The organism is Streptomyces sp. NPDC051452 (genome assembly GCF_044454765.1).
In the GTDB taxonomy this organism is placed as follows: domain Bacteria; phylum Actinomycetota; class Actinomycetes; order Streptomycetales; family Streptomycetaceae; genus Streptomyces.
Window position 1 is genome coordinate 77,759 of sequence record NZ_JBITEB010000021.1, and the last position, 17,452, is coordinate 95,210.

The 17,452-nt window shown below is 70.9% G+C and carries 13 protein-coding genes and 1 pseudogene; 6 read left to right on the forward strand and 8 right to left on the reverse strand.

All coding sequences use genetic code 11. The features are described from left to right. Window positions 1-31: 31 nt before the first annotated feature. On the reverse strand, window positions 32-1,510 hold the full coding sequence (locus ACIBA9_RS34255; RefSeq protein ID WP_399369211.1) for a hypothetical protein: 1,479 nt from the start codon (window positions 1,508-1,510) through the stop codon (window positions 32-34). Window positions 1,511-1,967: 457 nt separating this feature from the next. On the opposite strand from ACIBA9_RS34255, the gene ACIBA9_RS34260 reads away from it, so the two are divergent. Further along, window positions 1,968-2,630 (forward strand): bifunctional DNA primase/polymerase, encoded by a 663-nt coding sequence (locus tag ACIBA9_RS34260; RefSeq protein WP_362161004.1) that lies wholly within the window; start codon window positions 1,968-1,970, stop codon window positions 2,628-2,630. A 155-nt stretch (window positions 2,631-2,785) separates the two neighbouring features. On the opposite strand, the gene ftsY is transcribed toward ACIBA9_RS34260, so the two are convergent. Next, window positions 2,786-3,988: a signal recognition particle-docking protein FtsY gene (ftsY, locus tag ACIBA9_RS34265; RefSeq protein ID WP_362161001.1), complete on the reverse strand. Its 1,203-nt coding sequence runs from the start codon at window positions 3,986-3,988 to the stop codon at window positions 2,786-2,788. Window positions 3,989-4,158: 170 nt separating this feature from the next. Between ftsY and ACIBA9_RS34270 the strand changes: the two genes are divergently transcribed. The 3 genes and pseudogenes from ACIBA9_RS34270 (at window position 4,159) to ACIBA9_RS34280 (ending at window position 7,295) form a co-directional block, all read left to right on the forward strand. Then, on the forward strand, window positions 4,159-5,637 hold the full coding sequence (locus ACIBA9_RS34270; protein WP_399369213.1) for a cytosine permease: 1,479 nt from the start codon (window positions 4,159-4,161) through the stop codon (window positions 5,635-5,637). A 165-nt stretch (window positions 5,638-5,802) separates the two neighbouring features. Next, window positions 5,803-6,120: pseudogene (locus ACIBA9_RS34275) on the forward strand (hypothetical protein); the annotation flags it as partial. Window positions 6,121-6,323: 203 nt separating this feature from the next. After that, a complete protein-coding gene (locus tag ACIBA9_RS34280) occupies window positions 6,324-7,295 on the forward strand; it encodes an LLM class flavin-dependent oxidoreductase (protein ID WP_393899926.1) in 972 nt (323 codons plus the stop codon). A gap of 141 nt (window positions 7,296-7,436) precedes the next feature. On the opposite strand, the gene ACIBA9_RS34285 is transcribed toward ACIBA9_RS34280, so the two are convergent. From ACIBA9_RS34285 to ACIBA9_RS34300, 4 genes are all read right to left on the reverse strand, one after another. Then, on the reverse strand, window positions 7,437-8,855 hold the full coding sequence (locus ACIBA9_RS34285) for a sugar porter family MFS transporter (RefSeq protein WP_399369215.1): 1,419 nt from the start codon (window positions 8,853-8,855) through the stop codon (window positions 7,437-7,439). A gap of 249 nt (window positions 8,856-9,104) precedes the next feature. Continuing rightward, window positions 9,105-12,689: a chromosome segregation protein SMC gene (smc, locus tag ACIBA9_RS34290; RefSeq protein ID WP_399369217.1), complete on the reverse strand. Its 3,585-nt coding sequence runs from the start codon at window positions 12,687-12,689 to the stop codon at window positions 9,105-9,107. Window positions 12,690-12,943: 254 nt separating this feature from the next. Further along, window positions 12,944-13,147 carry a hypothetical protein gene (locus ACIBA9_RS34295; protein ID WP_030346494.1) on the reverse strand — a complete coding sequence of 68 codons (204 nt, stop codon included), beginning with the start codon at window positions 13,145-13,147 and terminating at the stop codon, window positions 12,944-12,946. Window positions 13,148-13,528: 381 nt separating this feature from the next. Continuing rightward, window positions 13,529-13,810, reverse strand: a complete 282-nt coding sequence (locus ACIBA9_RS34300; protein WP_362160988.1) for an acylphosphatase — start codon at window positions 13,808-13,810, stop codon at window positions 13,529-13,531. A 180-nt stretch (window positions 13,811-13,990) separates the two neighbouring features. Here ACIBA9_RS34300 and ACIBA9_RS34305 point away from each other — a divergent pair, with 180 nt between their 5' ends. Together ACIBA9_RS34305 and ACIBA9_RS34310 are read left to right on the forward strand one after the other, a co-directional pair. Then, complete coding sequence (locus tag ACIBA9_RS34305) at window positions 13,991-15,139, forward strand: CAP domain-containing protein (protein ID WP_399369219.1); 1,149 nt, start codon at window positions 13,991-13,993, stop codon at window positions 15,137-15,139. Between the two features lie 153 nt (window positions 15,140-15,292). After that, window positions 15,293-15,862 (forward strand): hypothetical protein, encoded by a 570-nt coding sequence (locus ACIBA9_RS34310; protein ID WP_399369221.1) that lies wholly within the window; start codon window positions 15,293-15,295, stop codon window positions 15,860-15,862. Between the two features lie 30 nt (window positions 15,863-15,892). On the opposite strand, the gene ACIBA9_RS34315 is transcribed toward ACIBA9_RS34310, so the two are convergent. After that, a complete protein-coding gene (locus tag ACIBA9_RS34315; protein ID WP_399369223.1) occupies window positions 15,893-16,516 on the reverse strand; it encodes a response regulator in 624 nt (207 codons plus the stop codon). A 251-nt stretch (window positions 16,517-16,767) separates the two neighbouring features. Next, a complete protein-coding gene (locus tag ACIBA9_RS34320; RefSeq protein ID WP_362160983.1) occupies window positions 16,768-17,361 on the reverse strand; it encodes a flavodoxin family protein in 594 nt (197 codons plus the stop codon). Window positions 17,362-17,452: the final 91 nt, after the last annotated feature.

Sequence of the window (17,452 nt, forward strand, 5' to 3'; positions counted from 1 at the left end):
CCGCGGCCGGGGCTTGGGCGGGCCGGGCGGATCAGACGGCCTCGGCGGTCTCGGGCAGATCGACGGCGAGCTGATCGGTGAGGTCGATGACGGCGGCGAGGTCGCCGTAGTCGCGCACGGCGGTGTCGACCGTCTTTCGGATACGGGTGTTCACACGTTCGGAGCGGACCTTCTTGGCGATGCCCAGGGCCTGCGAGGCGAATTCCGTACTGCGCTCGGGCTCGCGCTGGAGCAGGTGCACGGTGGCCATGCCGATCAGGTTGAGCGCGTACGACCGCTGGTGCTCGGCGTCCTTGGCGAACAGCTCCACCGCGCGCTGCATGAGCGGCTCGGCCAGCGAGGCGTAGGCGGGGCTGCGGCCGGCGACGTAGGCGAGATCGCGGAAGGAGTGGGAGTTCTCGCCGTACAGCTCGGCCTCGGAGAAGAAGCGGATCCAGTCGGGGTCCGGCTCGTCCCACTCGTCGGCTTCGGCGAAGGTGTCCTCGGCCATGCGGACGGCGCGCTTGGTCTTGCCGGGCTGGCCCATGTTGGCGTAGGCGCGGGCCTCCATCGCATACAGCATGGACTGGGTGCGCGGGCCGGCGCAGTCGCGGCTGCCGTACTGGGCGAGGTGGATCAGTTCCAGGGCGTCGTCGGGCCGCCCGAGATGGATCATCTGGCGGCTCATGCTGGAGAGGACGTAGGAGCCGAGCGGTTTGTCGCCGGCTTCCTTGGCCGCGTGCAGGGCGAGGACGAAGTACTTCTGCGCGGTGGGCTGGAGGCCGACGTCGTACGACATCCAGCCGGCCAGTTCGGCCAGTTCGGCGGCGACCTTGAAGAGTTTGCGGGTGGTGGCCGCGGGCTGGGGTTCCTGGAGGAGGTCGGTGACCTCGTGCAGCTGGCCGACGACCGCCTTGCGGCGCAGTCCGCCGCCGCACTGGGCGTCCCACTGGCGGAACATCTGCGTGGTGGACTCCAGCAGGTCCAGCTCGGGTGTGGACAGCCGGCCCGGCCGCCGGGAGTCGAACGCGCTCTCCGGCTGGGGCGGGACCGGGGAGGCCGGGGTGGGCACCAGCCAGCGCTGCATGGGCTCGATGAGGGAGGGCCCCGCGGACAGCCCGAGGGCGGTGCCGAGGAAGCCGCGGCGGGCGAGCATCAGGTCGCTGCGGGAGAACTCGCTGAGCAGGGCGACCGTCTGCGGGCCCGTCCAGGGCAGGTCGACGCCGGACGCGGCGGGCGACTGGCGGGCGGCGCGCAGGCCGAGGTCCTCGATGGAGACCACACAGCCGAAACGCTCGGAGAACAGCTCCGAGAGGATGCGCGGGATCGGCTCGCGCGGATTCTCCCCGTCCAGCCAGCGCCGGACACGCGAGGTGTCGGTGGAGATGTGGTTGGCACCCAACTGACGTGCTCTGCGGTTCACTTGGCGGGCGAGCTCGCCCTTGGACCAGCCGCTCCGCACGAACCACGAACCGAGCAGCTCGTTGGGGCGCTTGTCAGCGTTCTCCCCGCTACCGCCGTTGCTGCCCACCGGAACGCCCCCATCCCTCGCACCACTTGTCGCCTACTGCGCCAAGCCCTATCAGAATGCCGGTATATACGGCCTCCCGTCCGCCGGTTCTCACCCCTCGAACGAGCTGACGACTTGCCTCCGGCATACCCGCGAGTGCATGTGCCCCTTGGCCTCGCACACTCACAGTAATCCCACGATCACCGCACCAGCCACGGGGATCCCGGAAACGCCACCATTCGCCACCCCTTCGAATGAACTCACGATCGCCGCCACGCGATTCACTTGACACATGACGTCCGGGAGTGGGCGGAGTGAAGCACCCGGGGGCGCACAGCCTCCGGTGCGCCACCACCCGAGCTTCGATGCGCCACCTTGGCCTCGGGTCACACCGGGCAAGCGGAGCCGTAGCGTTACGTTCCGCTTCCGTCTCGCTCCGTGTCGTAACCACCGGCGCGCTGGACCCGTTGGAGGGGGCATGGGCTTCACGATCGGCGGCATCCGCGAGATCCGTTCCGGCACCCGTCGGCGCGGCCGTTCCTCGGAGTGCACCGCCGTCGCCGAGTTCACCGGGCTGTGGGGCTGGGACGTGGTGCCGGGTGCGCGGGCCGCGGCGGGCGTCTGCTCCTGCGGGCACGGCGACTGCCCGGCCCCGGGAGCGCATCCGCTGGACTTCGCGCCCCACGTGCCCGCCGGGGCCACCCTGGACGAGGTGACCAGGACCTGGTCGGAGTTCCCGGGCGCCGCCGTGATGCTGCCGGTCGGCACCGCGTTCGACGTCCTCGAGGTCTCCGAGGCCGCCGGGCGCCGCGCCCTGGTCCGCCTGGAGCGCATGGGCCTGCCGCTCGGTCCGGTGACCGTGACCCCGGACGGCCGCGCCCGGTTCTTCGTCCGGCCCGGTGCCGCCGCCGAACTCCCCCGGCTGCTCTACCGCACCGGCTGGGACGATCCCCGCGCGCTGGACCTGCACGGCCTCGGCCCGGGCACGTACATCACCGCGCCGCCCTCCGACCAGGGCGGCCTCGGCCCGGTGCGCTGGCTGCGCCCGCCGGCGCTGGACTCGGCGACGAAGCCCCCGGCGGCGCGGCTGCTGCTGGGGACCCTCGCCTATGTGGCCCACCGGTCGCGAGCCGTGACCTGACCGCGCGCGGCCGGCGCGCAGCCCGGTTCGGCCCCCGCGCCGCGCCACGCGTGCCGCGCCGGGAAGAGCGAAGCGCCCGTCCCCGACTGCACCTCGGGGGCGGGCGCTTCTCGCCGTCCGGAACGAATCCGTGCCATACGAGAGACCAGTGGGCGCTATTCGCCGATCAGCGCGTCCACGAACGCCTCCGGCTCGAACGGCGCGAGATCGTCCGCGCCCTCCCCGAGCCCGATGAGCTTGACCGGCACACCGAGCTCCCGCTGGACCGCGACGACGATGCCGCCCTTGGCGGTGCCGTCCAGCTTGGTCAGCACGATGCCGGTGATGTCCACGACCTCGGCGAACACGCGGGCCTGCACCAGGCCGTTCTGACCGGTGGTGGCGTCCAGCACGAGCAGCACCTCGTCCAGCGGCGCGTGCTTCTCCACGACCCGCTTGACCTTGCCCAGCTCGTCCATGAGGCCGGTCTTGGTGTGCAGGCGGCCGGCGGTGTCGATGAGGACGACGTCGACCCCCATCTCCTTGCCCTCCTTGACCGCGTCGAAGGCGACGGAGGCGGGATCGCCGGCCTCGGGCCCGCGCACGGTGTAGGCACCGACCCGCTCGCCCCAGGTCTGCAACTGGTCGGCGGCGGCGGCACGGAAGGTGTCGGCGGCGCCCAGGACGACCGTACGGCCGTCCGCCACGAGCACGCGGGCCAGCTTGCCGGTGGTGGTGGTCTTGCCCGTGCCGTTGACCCCGACGACCATCACGATGCCGGGCTTGCGGTCCTCGGGCTCGGTCTTCACCGCGCGGTCCACGTCGGTGCCGATCAGCTTGAGCAGCTCTTCGCGCAGCAGGCCGCGCAGTTCCACCGGCGTACGGGTGCCGAGCACCTTCACGCGCTCGCGCAGCCGCTCGACCAGTTCCTGGGTGGGCTGCACGCCGACGTCGGCGGTGAGCAGCGTGTCCTCGACCTCCTCCCAGGTGTCCTCGTCGAGGTGCTCGCGGGAGAGCAGCGTGAGCAGGCCCTGGCCGAGGGCGTTCTGCGAGCGGGACAGGCGGGCGCGCAGGCGCACCAGGCGGCCCGCGGTGGGCTCCGGGATCTCGATCCCGGGAGCCTCGACAGTGGGAGGCTCCTCTACGACGACCGGTGCCGGGCCGCCTGGAAGGTCCACCTCCTCGATGGTCCGGCGCGGTTCGTCGCGCGGCGTCTCGGCCTCGTCGCCGACGTGCGGCTCGGCCGGGGGCGCGGTGATGTCGGGCGCTGCGGGGGGCGGCGGGGGCAGCGGCTTCTTGCGCCGGCTGCCGACGACGAGCCCGCCGAGCGCACCGAGCACGACCACGGCGATGACTACGGCAAGGATGATGGTTTCCATAACCCGTCCAGTATCAGCCATGGGGCACGACGGGAGCCCGATTGTGGCTTCCTCCCAGAGACAAAGGCCACCTATGGCAAGGAGTGGGAGCAAAGTACGATGGTGAGGACTCTGTTGACGCGCGTAGAGTCCCTTCGTCCCCCTGTCCCCCCATGACTGGCACCTCTTTCATGAGCAAAACCGTCGAGACCGAAGGCGCTCTCGAGACCCGCGGCATCGAGCAGGTTCCCGACCACGAGCGCACCGCGAAGCCGCGCGAGCTGTTCCCCACCTGGGTCGGCGCGAACATCAGCGTGCTGCTGCTGACGATGGGCGCGAGCCTCGTCGTGGCGTACCACCTGAACATCTGGCAGGCGCTCGTCGTCGCGGTGGCCGCGCCGGTCGTGTCGTACGGCCTGGTCGGGTTGATCGGCATCGCCGGCAAGCGGGGTGGGGCGCCCGGCATGGCGCTGTCGCGCGCGGTCTTCGGTCAGCGCGGCAATCTGCTGCCCGGCTCGCTGATCTGGGTGGCCCGCTGGGGCTGGGAGACGATCAACGCGGTCACCGGCGCCTACGCGATGCTCACCATCCTGGACATGGTGTTCGGACTCAAGGCGAACAGCGTCCTGGACCTGGTGACGCTGCTGGTCTTCGTCGTGGCGACCTTCGCGATCTCCGGGCTCGGCATCAACGCCGTACAGAGGTGCAACAAGTACGCCACCTATCTCTTCGGCGTCTTCTCGGTGCTGGTCCTGGCCTATCTGGTGGCGAACACCGACTGGTCGAAGGTGATGGACCACGGCGCCGGCTCCACGGCCGCGGTGATCACCGGTGTCGGCATGATCGCGGCCGGCGGTGTCAGCTGGATCCCGTCCGCGCCGGACTTCACCCGCTACCTGCCGCGCACGGCCTCCTCGAAGGCGATCGTGGGCACGGCGGTCGGCGGCGCCGGTGTCGTGGTCCTGCCGATGGTGCTGATGGGCGCGGTGATGGCGGTGTCCACGCCGGACCTGGCCTCGGCCACCGACCCGGTGTCCTTCCTCGGCGAGATCCTGCCGACGTGGATCGCGGTGCCGTACCTGTGCATCGCGCTGATCGGCATGCTGCTGATCAACTCGATGTCGATGTACTCGGCCGGGTTCACCGCGCAGACCCTCGGCTTCAAGGTGCCGCGGCACTGGGCGGTCTCGGTCAACGCCGTGATCTCGCTGGCCTTCGGCGGCGTGCTGATGCTGGTGGCGACGAGCTTCATGGGCTCGTTCATCGCCTTCCTGTCCCTGCTGGCGGTCGCCTTCTCCGCCTGGGTCGGCGTGTTCGGCGCGGACATGCTGCGCCGCACGGAGTACGACGGCGAGGCCATGGCCGACACCACCCGCACCAGCGCCTACTGGTACCGCGGCGGCTTCTCCCCCGCGGCCGTCGCCGCCTGGGCCGTCGGCCTGCTCTCGGGTCTGATGTTCACCACCTCGGACTGGTTCACCGGACCGCTCGCGAAGAACAACCTGATCGGCGAGTACGGCCTCGGCTGGGTCGCGACGATCATCGTCTCGGGCCTGCTCTACCTGGCACTGCCGAAGCCGTCGGCGACGACCGCGGCACCGGACGCCGAGGCCGGCGAGGCCGGCGAGGCCACCGCGGTCTCCCGGGACCGCGTGACCGTCGAGGTCTGAGCAAGCGCAAGTCTCCCGGCCGAGCCGCGGCTCCCCCAGGCCGGGACGGGCGGCGGAGTCCGGGGCCGGCTCGCGATCCCGCGCCCGCGCTCGCGGCTTGTCCGGGTCGCGGACCGCCCGGATCCGCCCGACCCGCCGGCCAAGACGTCGGACGCGGCCACGGTCATGACGACTCCGTCGCGTCGGGCCACCAGACCCGGCACGCCGCTCGCGATCGCCTCGCAGACCCTGACCATCTTCGCCAGGAGGTCTCCGCCGGACTGCCGCTGACCGCGTCCTTCGGAGAGACGGTGCACAGCGTCGGGGCCCGCGTGATGTACGGGCGACGACGCTGTACGCGCTCGCGGCGGTGCCGGCGTGGAAGCCGGGCGGCGACTCGCCCCGACCCGTCCGGCAGGCGTCGGGTTTCCCTCCGCAGGTCCCCGCGGTCCATGTCCCCCCGGTGTCATGACGTTCGGACCGTGCGGGTCGGCACTGATCCGGTGCCGAGGCCTCACGCGGCGCCCGCCGGGCCCGACCGGGCACCGCTTCGACCAGGCACCGCGACCGCGGCCCTCGCCGCGCGACTGCGTCCCCACTGCGCTCCGACTCCGGCGTCTCGCCCGGCTCCGGCCCGGCGCATGGCCATTTGACGCTCCGTCAGTTACGGTCCCCCTCCACCGCATCGCACCGGAGGGGGACTTCCCATGCCCGTCACGGTCGTACGCTTCAACCTCGTCGCTCCCGGCGCCACCCCCGCCGCCCTGTCCGCCCGCTACCGGGCCGCCCTGGAGATGGCGGCGTACGCGGACGAGCACGGGATCACCACCGTGCAGACCGAGGAGCATCACGGAGTCGACGACAACTGGCTGCCGTCGCCGTTCGCCTTCGCGGGCGCGGTGTTCGGGGCGACCCGGAACATCGCCGTGACGGTGTCGGCGGTGATCGGGCCGCTGCACGATCCCCTGCGACTGGCCGAGGACATCGCCGTCCTCGACCTGCTCAGCGGCGGGCGGCTGGTCACGGTGGCCGGGATCGGCTACCGGCCGGAGGAGTACGCGCTGTTCGACGTCGACTGGAAGCGCCGGGGCAGGCTTCAGGACGAGCTGCTGGAGACGCTGCTGAAGGCCTGGTCCGGCACCGAGTTCACGTACCGGGGCCGACGGGTTCGGCTCACCCCGCGTCCGTTCACCGATCCGCACCCGCTGCTGCTGGTCGGCGGTTCCTCGAAGGCCGCCGCCCGCCGGGCCGCCCGGCTGGGCCTGCCGTTCTTCCCGAGCGCGCATCTGCCGGAGCTCGAGGCCTACTACAAGGAGCGGCTCACCGAGTTCGGCACCGAGGGCTGGGTCATGATGCCCGCGGCCGAGACCCCCCTGCTGCACATCGCCGAGGACCCGGATCGGGCGTGGGCGTTGTACGGCGAGCATTTCCTGCACGAGGCGCGGACGTACGCCTCGTGGCAGTCGGAGCAGATCCGCTCGGCGGTGCGGTCGGCGGCCGGCACGGTGGCGGAGCTGCGCGCGGAGGGCGTGTACCGGATCCTCACTCCGGAGCAGTGCGTGGCGCAGGGCCTCGACAGCCTGGTGCTGCATCCGCTGGCGGGCGGGATGCCGGTGGAGGAGGGGTGGCGGAGCCTCGCGCTGTTCGCGGAGCGTGTGGTTCCGGCGCTGGCGGGCTGAGGCCTCCGCCGAGGCCGGTGACGGGCGGTGACGACACCGCCGCCCCCGGTCCGGTGGTGGCCGGGCCGGGGGCGGCGGACGGTGCGAGGAGAGGGGCAGCGGGGACTTGGCCCTACTCCTCGGGCTTCGAGGGGCTGCGGCTCAGCCCATCTCCTCCAGCGACTTACCCTTCGTCTCCTTGACGAACTTGAGCACGAAGGGGATGGAGAGCGCGGCGAAGACCGTGTAGATGATGTAGGTGCCGGACAGGTTCCAGTCGGCGAGCGAGGGGAAGCTCGCGGTGATGGCCCAGTTGGCGATCCACTGCGCGGAGGCGGCGACACCGAGCGCTGCGGCGCGGATCCGGTTCGGGAACATCTCGCCGAGGAAGACCCAGACCACCACGCCCCACGACAGGGCGAAGAAGAGCACGAACACATGGGCGGCGACGAGGGCGACCCAGCCCTGGGTGGCCGGCAGCTTGCCGTCGACGAGGTGGTAGCTGAACGCCCAGGCCTCCAGGGCCAGACCGATGACCATGCCGACGGAGCCGATCAGGGCCAGGGGCTTGCGGCCGATGCGGTCCACGAAGATCATCGCGATCACGGTGCCGACGATGTTGATGATCGACGTCGTGAAGGAGTAGAGGAACGAGTTCGTCGGGTCGACGCCGACCGACTGCCACAGCGTCGAGGAGTAGTAGAACGCGACGTTGATGCCGACGAACTGCTGGAAGACCGACAGGCCGATACCGATCCAGACGATCGGCTTGAAGAAGAACGAGCCGCCCAGGAGGTCCTTGAAGGAGGACTTGTGCTCCCGCTTCATGGCGTGCTCGATCTCGGCGATCCGGGCGTCCAGGTCGATCTTGTCGCCCTCGACCTCCTTGAGCACCTCGCGGGCGCGCTCCTTGCGGCCGACCTCGATCAGGAAGCGCGGCGACTCGGGGATCGCGAAGGAGAGCAGGCCGTACAGCACGGCCGGGATCACCATGACGCCGAGCATGACCTGCCAGGCCTCCAGGCCCAGCAGCTTGCCGCGCTGGTCACCGCCCGCGGCGTTCAGGATGGCCCAGTTGACGAGCTGGGAGACGGCGATGCCGACCACGATCGCGGCCTGCTGGAAGGAGCCGAGCCGGCCGCGGTAGGCCGGCGGGGCGACCTCGGCGATATAGGCGGGGCCGATGACGGAGGCCATGCCGATGGCGAAGCCGCCGATGATGCGCCAGAAGGCGAGGTCCCACAGCGCGAAGGGCAGCGCGGAACCGACGGCGCTGATCGTGAACAGGACGGCGGCGATCTGCATACAGCGGATGCGGCCGATCCGGTCGGCTATGCGGCCGGCGGTGGCGGCGCCGATGGCACAGCCGATCAGCGCGATCGCGATGACCTGCGCGAGGGCCGCGGAGCCGATGTCGTAGCGGCTGCGGATCGCCTCGACCGCGCCGTTGATCACGGAGCTGTCGTAGCCGAAGAGGAATCCGCCCATGGCGGCCGCAGCCGCGATGAAGATGACATGCCCGAGATGCTCGGGATGAGCCGTCCTGGCTCCTGGCTGAGGTGCCTGCGCAGTGCTGGTCACGAAAAACTCCTCGGGCCGCGGCAACACTGCCGGGGTGGGGTGATCTCCTCCAGGTATCCAGTGGCGCACAGGTTCACACCACTCACACCTGAAGGTAAAAGCAACGTTGCAGAGACTATGCCTTCAAGTTTCGAAGTCAATAGTTCGACGGCTGTGAGTTTTGAGATACGTCGAGGCCTTCTGTGTTCAAGAAGTGAACATGCCGTCAGTTGATCTCGTGGTGGATCTCGGAATGGTCTCGAAAGGGCCTCAGCGAAGACGCTGCGAGATGACCTTCGACACGCCGTCGCCCTGCATGGAGACGCCGTAGAGCGCGTCGGCCACCTCCATCGTGCGCTTCTGGTGCGTGATCACGATCAGCTGCGAGGCCTCCTGCAGCTCCTGCATGATCCGGATCAGCCGCTGGAGGTTGGTGTCGTCCAGCGCGGCCTCGACCTCGTCCATGACGTAGAACGGGCTCGGCCGGGCCTTGAAGATGGACACCAGCAGCGCTACGGCGGTCAGTGAGCGCTCGCCGCCGGAGAGCAGGGAGAGCCGCTTGACCTTCTTGCCGGGCGGACGCGCCTCGACGTCCACACCCGTGGCGAGCATGTCGCCCGGGTCGGTGAGCACCAGGCGCCCCTCGCCACCGGGGAACAGGCGGCCGAAGACGCCCTCGAACTCGCGGGCCGTGTCCCGGTAGGCCTCGGTGAAGACCTGCTCGACCCGCTCGTCGACCTCCTTCACCACTTGAAGCAGATCGGCGCGCGTCTTCTTCAGGTCCTCCAGCTGCTCGCCGAGGAACTTGTGCCGCTCCTCCAGCGCCGCGAACTCCTCCAGCGCCAGCGGGTTGACCTTGCCCAGCTGCTGGTATGCCCGCTCGGCCGCCTTGAGCCGCCTCTCCTGCTCGCCGCGCGCGAAGGGCCTCGGCTGGTTGCGCGGGTCTTCGGGGTCCTCGGGCAACACCTCGCCCTCGGCGGGGGGCGAGGGCGGCACCGGCAGATGCGGCCCGTACTCCGCCACCAGGGCCGCCGGTTCGACGCCCAGCTCCTCCAGCGCCCTGGTCTCCAGCTGCTCGATGCGCAGCCGCTTCTCGGCACCGAGCACCTCGCCGCGGTGCACCGAGTCCGTCAGCTTGTCCAGTTCTGCCTTCAGGTCACGCCCGGCCGTGCGCGCGGCCGTCAGCTCCTGCTCCCGCAGCGCCTTGGCGGCCTCGGCGGCGGCCCGCTCCCGCTCGGCCCGGGCGAGGGACACCTCGACGTGCGCGAGCAGCTGCCGGGCGCCCAAGGCCACGGCTTCCGCCACCGCCGCCTCGTGCCGCAGCCGGGCCCGGCGCTGCTCGGCACGCGCGCGTGCCTCGCGTTCGGCGCGGGCGGCCCGGTCGAGCGAGTCGGCCCGGCCGGCGAGCCCCTTGACCCGTTCCTCGTGCGTACGCAGCTGGAGCCGGGCCTCCATCTCGGTCTGCCGGGCGTTGGCCCCGTCGGCGGCGAGCCGGTCCCGCGCGGAGGTGTCCGGCTCCTCCTCGACCGGCATCTCCTCGGCCACGGCCAGCCGCTCCGCCAGCTCCTCGGCGTCCAGTACGGCGTTCTCCAGGGCCTCCTGAGCCCGGGCGGCGGCCGCGGCCGAACGCTCGGCCTCGCCGGCCGCCCCGCGCGCCTGTCCGGCGAGGCGGCCCAGTTGCTGGGCCACGCCCGACTTCTCCCGGTCGGCGGCCCGCCTGCGCTCTCCCAGCTCCTCCACCAGGGCGGCCGCGCGTGCGCGCCGCTCGGCCGCGGCGTCCTGCTCCTCGGCGAGTCCGGCGCAGCGCACGGCCAGGTCGGCCAGTTCGGCGGCGGCCTCGTCCACGGAGGCCTGGACCTCCAGCAGGCTGGGCGCGCCGGCGGAGCCGCCGTGGGCGAAGTGGGCGCCGAGCAGGTCGCCCTCGGCGGTCACCGCGGTCAGCTCGGGGTGGGCGTGGACGAGGTCCTCGGCGTCCTCCAGGGTGCCGACGACGACGATGCCGCGCAGGAGGCGGCGTACGGCGGGCATCAGTTCGGCGGGGCCGCGGACGAGGCGCTCCGCGGGGATGGGCTCCTCGGGGGCGGGCTCCGCCGGGTGGGGCGGGGGCGTGGGTGTCAGGGGGTGTGGAGCGGGTGCGGGGGTGGTGAGGAGCAGGGACGCTCGGCCGGCGTCCTGTTTGCGCAGGAGGCGGATCGCCTCGGCTGCCGAGGCCGGGGTGGTCACGGCGATGGCGTCCGCCGCCGCGCCGAACGCGGCGGCCAGTGCGACCTCGTGGCCCGGTGTGACGGTGAGCAGCTCCGCCGCCGGGCCGAGGATCCCGGTGAGGGTGTCCCGGGCGCCGAGCAGTATGCCGGTGCCGTCCTTGCGGCGCAGGCCCAGGGCGAGTGCCTCGTGGCGGGCCTGGGTCGCGGCGCGCCGGCGCTCCACCGCCGTGACCGCCTCACGGGCCGCGCCCAGTGCGGAGTCGGCGTCGGCGAGCCGCCGCTTGGCCGTCTCGTGCCGCTCGGCCAGGTCCACGTCCTCGGCGTCGAGTCCGTCGACCTCGGCCTTCAGGGCCTCGTACTCCTCCTGGGCCCGGACCGCGCGCTCCTGTGCCTCGTCACGCGCCGTGGCCAGCCGGTCGATCTCGGCCTGGGCCGAGGCGGCGCGCGAGCGGGCCGCGTTGACCTGGCCGGAGAGCCGGGCCAGGCCCTCGCGCCGGTCGGCGATGGCGCGGGCCACGTCCTTCAGGCGACGCTCCTCCACGGCCAGCTCCCGCTCCAGCTCCGCGCGGTGCCCGACCGTGTCGTCCAGTGCCCGCCGCGCCGCCTCCAGGGCCGCTGCCAGCTCGGCCTCCTGCTCGCGGACGCGGGCGGCCTCGCGCTCCAGGTCCTCGGGGTCCCGGCCGCGCCGCTCCTCGACGGGTGCGGAGGTGGCGCTCCTCACCCGGGCGTCGGCCAGCGAGATGGTGCCGCGCACGCGCTCGGCCAGCTGGGACAGCTCGTAGAAGGTCTGCTGGGCACGCTGCAGCCGGGGTGTGAGCCGCCGTACCTCGTCCTCCAGCAGGGCCTCGCGCCGGAGTGCCTTCCCCAGCTCGCCCTCGGCGCTCTCCTTGCGCTCCTTCAGGGCCGCCTCGTCGGCGATCTCCGCCTCGAGGGCCGCGCGCAGGCGGACGAGGTCGTCGGCGAGGAGCCTGAGCCGGGCGTCGCGCAGATCCGCCTGGATGACGGCGGCCCGCCGCGCCACCGCCGCCTGCCGGCCCAGCGGCTTGAGCTGGCGCCGCAGTTCGTCGGTGAGGTCCTGCACGCGCGCGAGGTTGGCCTGCATCGCGTCCAGCTTCCGCAGCGCCTTCTCCTTGCGCTTGCGGTGCTTCAGGACGCCCGCGGCCTCTTCGATGAAGGCGCGGCGGCCCATGGGGTCGGCCTGGAGGACGGAGTCCAGCTGACCCTGGCCGACGATGACGTGCATCTCGCGGCCGATGCCGGAGTCGGAGAGGAGTTCCTGGATGTCGAGCAGTCGGCAGGTGTCGCCGTTGATCTGGTACTCGCTGCCGCCGTTGCGGAACATGATCCGCGTGATGGTGACCTCGGCGTACTCGATGGGCAGCGCGCCGTCGGAGTTGTCGATCGTCAGCGAGACCTCGGCGCGGCCGAGCGGCGGGCGCCCGGTGGTGCCGGCGAAGATGACGTCCTCCATCTTGCCGCCGCGCAGGGACTTGGCGCCCTGCTCGCCCATGACCCAGCTGAGCGCGTCCACGACGTTGGACTTGCCCGAGCCGTTCGGTCCGACGACACAGGTGATGCCCGGTTCGAACCGGAGTGTGGTCGCGGAGGCGAACGACTTGAAGCCGCGCAGGGTCAGGGCCTTGAGGTGCACGCCGCCGGACTCTACCGGGCGCCGCTATCTCACTCCATGAACCTTCGCAACCCCGCGGTTTCGCCGATGAACCCGCAGGGCAGACCGTACGTTGAAGAGGGTGAAAGGATGCACGGGGGAAGAAAGCACGGCGGAAGAAAGAAGGGACGCCGAAGCGTCCCTTGCAACTCTGACGGCTGGGCGCCAGCCGCCGGATCAACTGAGGTTGATACGAGCAGCCCAAACGGTGCTGCCGTAGTGGAGCGATGCAGTGATCAGGTGAGCGCAGGCTCCGCCTGGTGTGCGTCGATGCTCTCCATGATCCTGTCCTGAGAAGCGGCAGCCGTCAGCGCTTCGTTCTCCGCCTGGATCCGTCCGAGCTCGGACTCCAGGTCCTGTACGCGCTGCTGCAGCCGTCGCATCTCGGCGAGGAGTCGAGGGTCGGAGCCGCCGACGTAACCGAGAAGCGCCTTTGCCATGATGGATGGTCCTCCACACTGAGTGACCGACCGATGCGGTGTGGGTCGTGAGGGATTCGCACCCGCGTGCTTGACACATCCGGGTGTTGCTCTGGTGTTGCTCCATGCCAAACAGCTAAGGTGCGCGGGGCTTTCAGCGTCTCACCAAAAAGTTTGACGGTCAACACGATCACACCCCGTATTGGCGGGCACACCCGGTGCGCGCGGCCGGAGAACGGCGGCGCCGCGACTCGTCCGGGGCCCTCGGGACGTGGCGATCAGCTGTACCAGCGGAGCCTGCCACGCCACGCCGTCCTTGGCAACCACCAGGTCGTTTCCGCTTTCCGCATGTGCCTCGGGCAGTTCGCGACGCCCTCGCCCGCGGGTTTGCGCAGATCCGGCTCAGCGGATGGCGAAGCCGTCGTAGCCGCCGCGGGGTGTGTCCCAGATCTCGGTGACGCCGTCGACGCGTCCGGGCGTGTCGTCGCCCACGAGCCAGTCGAGCAGTCCCTCGCAGTCCTCGCGCGGCCCTTCCGCGACCACCTGGACCCGGCCGTCGGCCAAATTGAGAGCAAAACCACTCAGGCCGCCGATCTCCAGCGCCCTCGCACGCGTGAACCAGCGAAAACCCACGCCCTGGACGTGTCCACGCACCCAGGCGACCAGCCGTACTTCCTCGCTCATGGGTGCAACCTAACCGCCCGATGTCGCTCGGGACACGTCGCCCTCAGACGCCATGCGGTAGCGTCCGCTCCCGATGCATCTCATATGAAACTCACTCGATCGAGTGAAGTGGGTCGACCAGGGGGGCCACTCACCGCGCGGGCACCGGTCGACCGCGAGCACGAGGAAGAGGGCCAGGACATGGGACGCCACCGACGCTCCGCCGCCGGCCGCGCCACGACGGCCGCGCACGCGCAGGGATCCGACGGCGTGGGCGCCGAGCCGCGGCACTGGTCCGCGGACGGGCAGGCGCCCAGGGGCATCGCGCCCTATCTGAACCCCGAGGCCTATGCCGAGACCAACGCCCGGGCGCACGCCTACCTCTTCGCGGACGACGACGGCCTGCCGGTCGCTTCCGCCGGCGGCGGCTTCACCCCGGCGGGCGGTCCGTCCGGCGGACGCCGGCACCGCGGGAAGGCCGGACGCCCGGTGCGCGCGGGTCTGCTCGGGGTGTCGGCGGCCGTCGCGCTCGGTACGGCCGCGGTGGCCACCGGCGTGGTGCCGGGCCTGCAGAACTACCAGCTCGGCGGCAGCACGCACACCACCGGCGGCGAGCGGCCACCGGCGGCGGGCACCCCCAGCAACACGGCCAGCGAACAGGGCGGCACCTCGGGCAGCGCCGACGGCCACGTGAGCCCCGCCCCCGCCGCCGGCGACACCGGGCACGCGGGCTCCCCCGACCCGTCCACCTCCCCGACCACGGCCTCGCCCCCGTCGGCCTCCGCCTCCGCCTCCGCTTCCGCTTCCGCTCCGAAGCCGTCGTCGCCCACCCCCGCTCCGTCGAGGCCGTCGGCCTCGAAGCCCGCGCCTCCCGCGCCGAGGACGACGCCGTCCGCGCCGCCGAAGACGGCCCCGCCACGCGAGGCGACCAAGGCGCCGGCGGCGACCCAGGCCCCGGGGACGGTGTCGAACGAGGCCGTCGCCGAGGCGGAGGTGCTGGCACTCGTCAACCAGGAGCGGGCGAAGGTCGGCTGCAGCGCGCTCGCGGCGAACTCCTCGCTCACCGGTCTGGCCTCGGCCTTCAGCGACGACATGGCCGCGCGGGGCTTCTTCGACCACACCGACCCGGACGGCGCGACGCCGTGGGACCGGGCGGCGAAGTCCGGCATCACCGACCTCGGCGGCGAGAACATAGCCCGCGGCCAGGCGACGGCGGCGGCCGTGATGGATGCCTGGATGAACAGCCCCGGCCACCGCGCGAACATACTGAACTGCGACTTCAAGACCCTCGGCGTCGGCGTGCACTTCGGCTCGGGCGGCCCTTGGTGGACGCAGGACTTCGGCTACTGAGATAGCCGCAGGTCAGAGTCCTACGCACGCTACCTCAGTGGACGATCGGCCGAGGCGTAGGACCGGTTGGTCAACGCCCATGGTCCCCGGCGATCGGCCTGATGGGGATGAGGCCATAGGTTCAAGTTCACGATCGTCGGGGGGATGCGGCGCATGACGGAATACACGTGGCCGAAAGGCGTGGGGGATCCGACGCCCGAGGACATACGACGGGCCTGGCCGGCAACCGTGAGCGCGCTGCCAGTGGGCGCCGCCGTGACCGGCAAGGTCATCGGCCGACAGCCCTTCGGCGTATTCGTGCAGTTGGACGGAGTGCCAGACGCGGTGGGGCTGGCAGAGATCTTCAGTTCACCGCCCGGAACCGTTCCTCCCCCACTGGGGTTCGCTATCAGTGGGAGCGTGGTCGATCACGCGGAGCACAACTACCAAGTCAGGCTCAGGCTCGATGACTGGGGAGACGAACGCGCACCCCTCCGACTTGAGGCCAACGAGCGCCTTACCGACCTCGAGGCCCTGGGCGGCTTCTTGAGGTGCCTTCGGCAGGACTTCGAAGCGAGCGGCGACCAGTGGGAGAACCGGACGCTGGACAGCTTCCTGGAGGCTCTGGAAGCGTGGGTGTCGGACGCCCCAGGGTGGTACGCGAACCACGACGAGGAGCTACCGACCGACGCCGACTGGACGTTCATCGCTCGGGCCCTGAGCGCAGCGCGATTCTACGAGTGACCCCGCACCCCCTGCGTGCCAGAGGAGCCTTCAGCTGAGCCTGGCCCTCTCCATCAGATCGATCACGTAGTGGACCACCTCGTCGGGAACCTCGGTGACTGCAAAGGCTCGGCGCGGGCTGCCGGTTGTGTCGTCGAACCAAGCCGTGAAGAGCACTGCCGGGGTATCGATGCCAAGTTGCTCCAACTCATCCAGGAGAGTGATCCCGGCCTGGGGATCTCCGGCGCGCCCGATGTCACTCAAGATGATGTCGTACGAGTGGCGGCGTAGATCCATGAGAGCCTCGTCTGTCGACAGGGCGGTATCTACTTCCATGCCGGTGGTGCGGAAAAGTTCGATCAGCGCAGTGTTCTGCTCTGGGTGATCGTCAACCCAAAGGATCTTCCCGCCCTCGAGCACCTCAGCTGCGTGCTCCAAGCGCCGCAGTGCGCCACGACGTGTACTGGCCCGGACGGTCACGTTGGCCGCGGCTGTAGCTTGATCCAGCAACACTCGGGCCTCGGTGAACTCGACACTTCCCGCAGGTGTCGAAAGGCTCTTTATACGTGGGATCAAGGAGCCGATGTGACTCTGATACCGCCACACGACAAACAGCACGACAGCCGGCCAGACTAAGGCTCTGATGTAGTTCAAGATCAGATTGGCGGTCTCCACGCTGACATCATTGCGTCCGGAGACATGGCAGTACAGCACAGAGGTACAGCAACCATGGCAGTCAAAGCTGACCGCCTGGAGCCGTCAGCATCCCGCAAACCAGGGCGGAAGACCTCAGCGACCTCCGTGCCCGTAGTTCGCATCGAGAGTCACGCACTACGACACCCCCGCACGGGCCGTCTCTGGGCCGTACGGGGGTGTCCGACGCCCGGTCCGCCCGGGGAGGGTGTTGGGCGGGGTGGGCGGGCGGGTTACGCGGTGGCGCGGCCGCGGGTGAGCTGGTGTGCCGTTTCGGTCACCCGGCGGCCCAGGTGCTCGGCGGTGGCCAAGTCGGCCTTGTGGACGGCCTCGGGGCCCTCGTCGGTGTTGCTCTGGGCGGCGGCGCCGGCGAAGAAGCCGAGGCGGTTGAGGTCGTTCTCGGATGCGGTGCTGCTGTTCCAGCCGGGGAGCAGGCCGAGGTTGACCCAGTGCATGCCGTGCTGGGCGGCGAGGGTCTGGAAGAACTGCAGGGTGTGCAGCTTGTCGCCGCTCTTGGAGGCCGAGTTGGTGAAGCCGGCGGCCAGCTTGTCCCGCCAGTCCTGGCCGAACCAGCGCTTCGAGGTCGCCTCGGCGAAGACGTGGAAGGCGCCGGAGGCGGTGCCCATGTAGGTGGGCGAGCCGAAGACGATCGCGTCGGACCGGTCCAGCGTGGCCCACTGCTCGTCGGTGATGTCGTCGACCTTTATCAGGTGCACCTCGGCACCCGCGTCGGCGGCACCGGCGCGGACGGCCTCGGCGAGGACGGCGGTGTGGCCGAAGCCGGAGTGGTAGGCGATGGAGACGACGGGGGCGGTGGTGGCGGTCATGGCACTCCTCGGAAGGCGGGCTCGGTAACGATGACCAAAGGAAAGCACTAACCATGAGTTAGTGCAACCTAGCGGTTAGCGCTGCCTGCGC

Excerpts from the sequence above, each read along its gene's own strand:
- ACIBA9_RS34270 (WP_399369213.1), top strand. The coding sequence starts at position 4,159 with ATGAGCAAAACCGTCGAGACCGAAGGCGCTCTCGAGACCCGCGGCATC.
- ACIBA9_RS34280 (WP_393899926.1), top strand. The coding sequence starts at position 6,324 with ATGCCCGTCACGGTCGTACGCTTCAACCTCGTCGCTCCCGGCGCCACC.
- ACIBA9_RS34295 (WP_030346494.1), bottom strand. The coding sequence starts at position 13,147 with ATGGCAAAGGCGCTTCTCGGTTACGTCGGCGGCTCCGACCCTCGACTC.
- ACIBA9_RS34260 (WP_362161004.1), top strand. The coding sequence starts at position 1,968 with ATGGGCTTCACGATCGGCGGCATCCGCGAGATCCGTTCCGGCACCCGT.
- ftsY (WP_362161001.1), bottom strand. The coding sequence starts at position 3,988 with ATGGAAACCATCATCCTTGCCGTAGTCATCGCCGTGGTCGTGCTCGGT.
- ACIBA9_RS34310 (WP_399369221.1), top strand. The coding sequence starts at position 15,293 with ATGACGGAATACACGTGGCCGAAAGGCGTGGGGGATCCGACGCCCGAG.
- ACIBA9_RS34320 (WP_362160983.1), bottom strand. The coding sequence starts at position 17,361 with ATGACCGCCACCACCGCCCCCGTCGTCTCCATCGCCTACCACTCCGGC.
- ACIBA9_RS34300 (WP_362160988.1), bottom strand. The coding sequence starts at position 13,810 with ATGAGCGAGGAAGTACGGCTGGTCGCCTGGGTGCGTGGACACGTCCAG.
- ACIBA9_RS34305 (WP_399369219.1), top strand. The coding sequence starts at position 13,991 with ATGGGACGCCACCGACGCTCCGCCGCCGGCCGCGCCACGACGGCCGCG.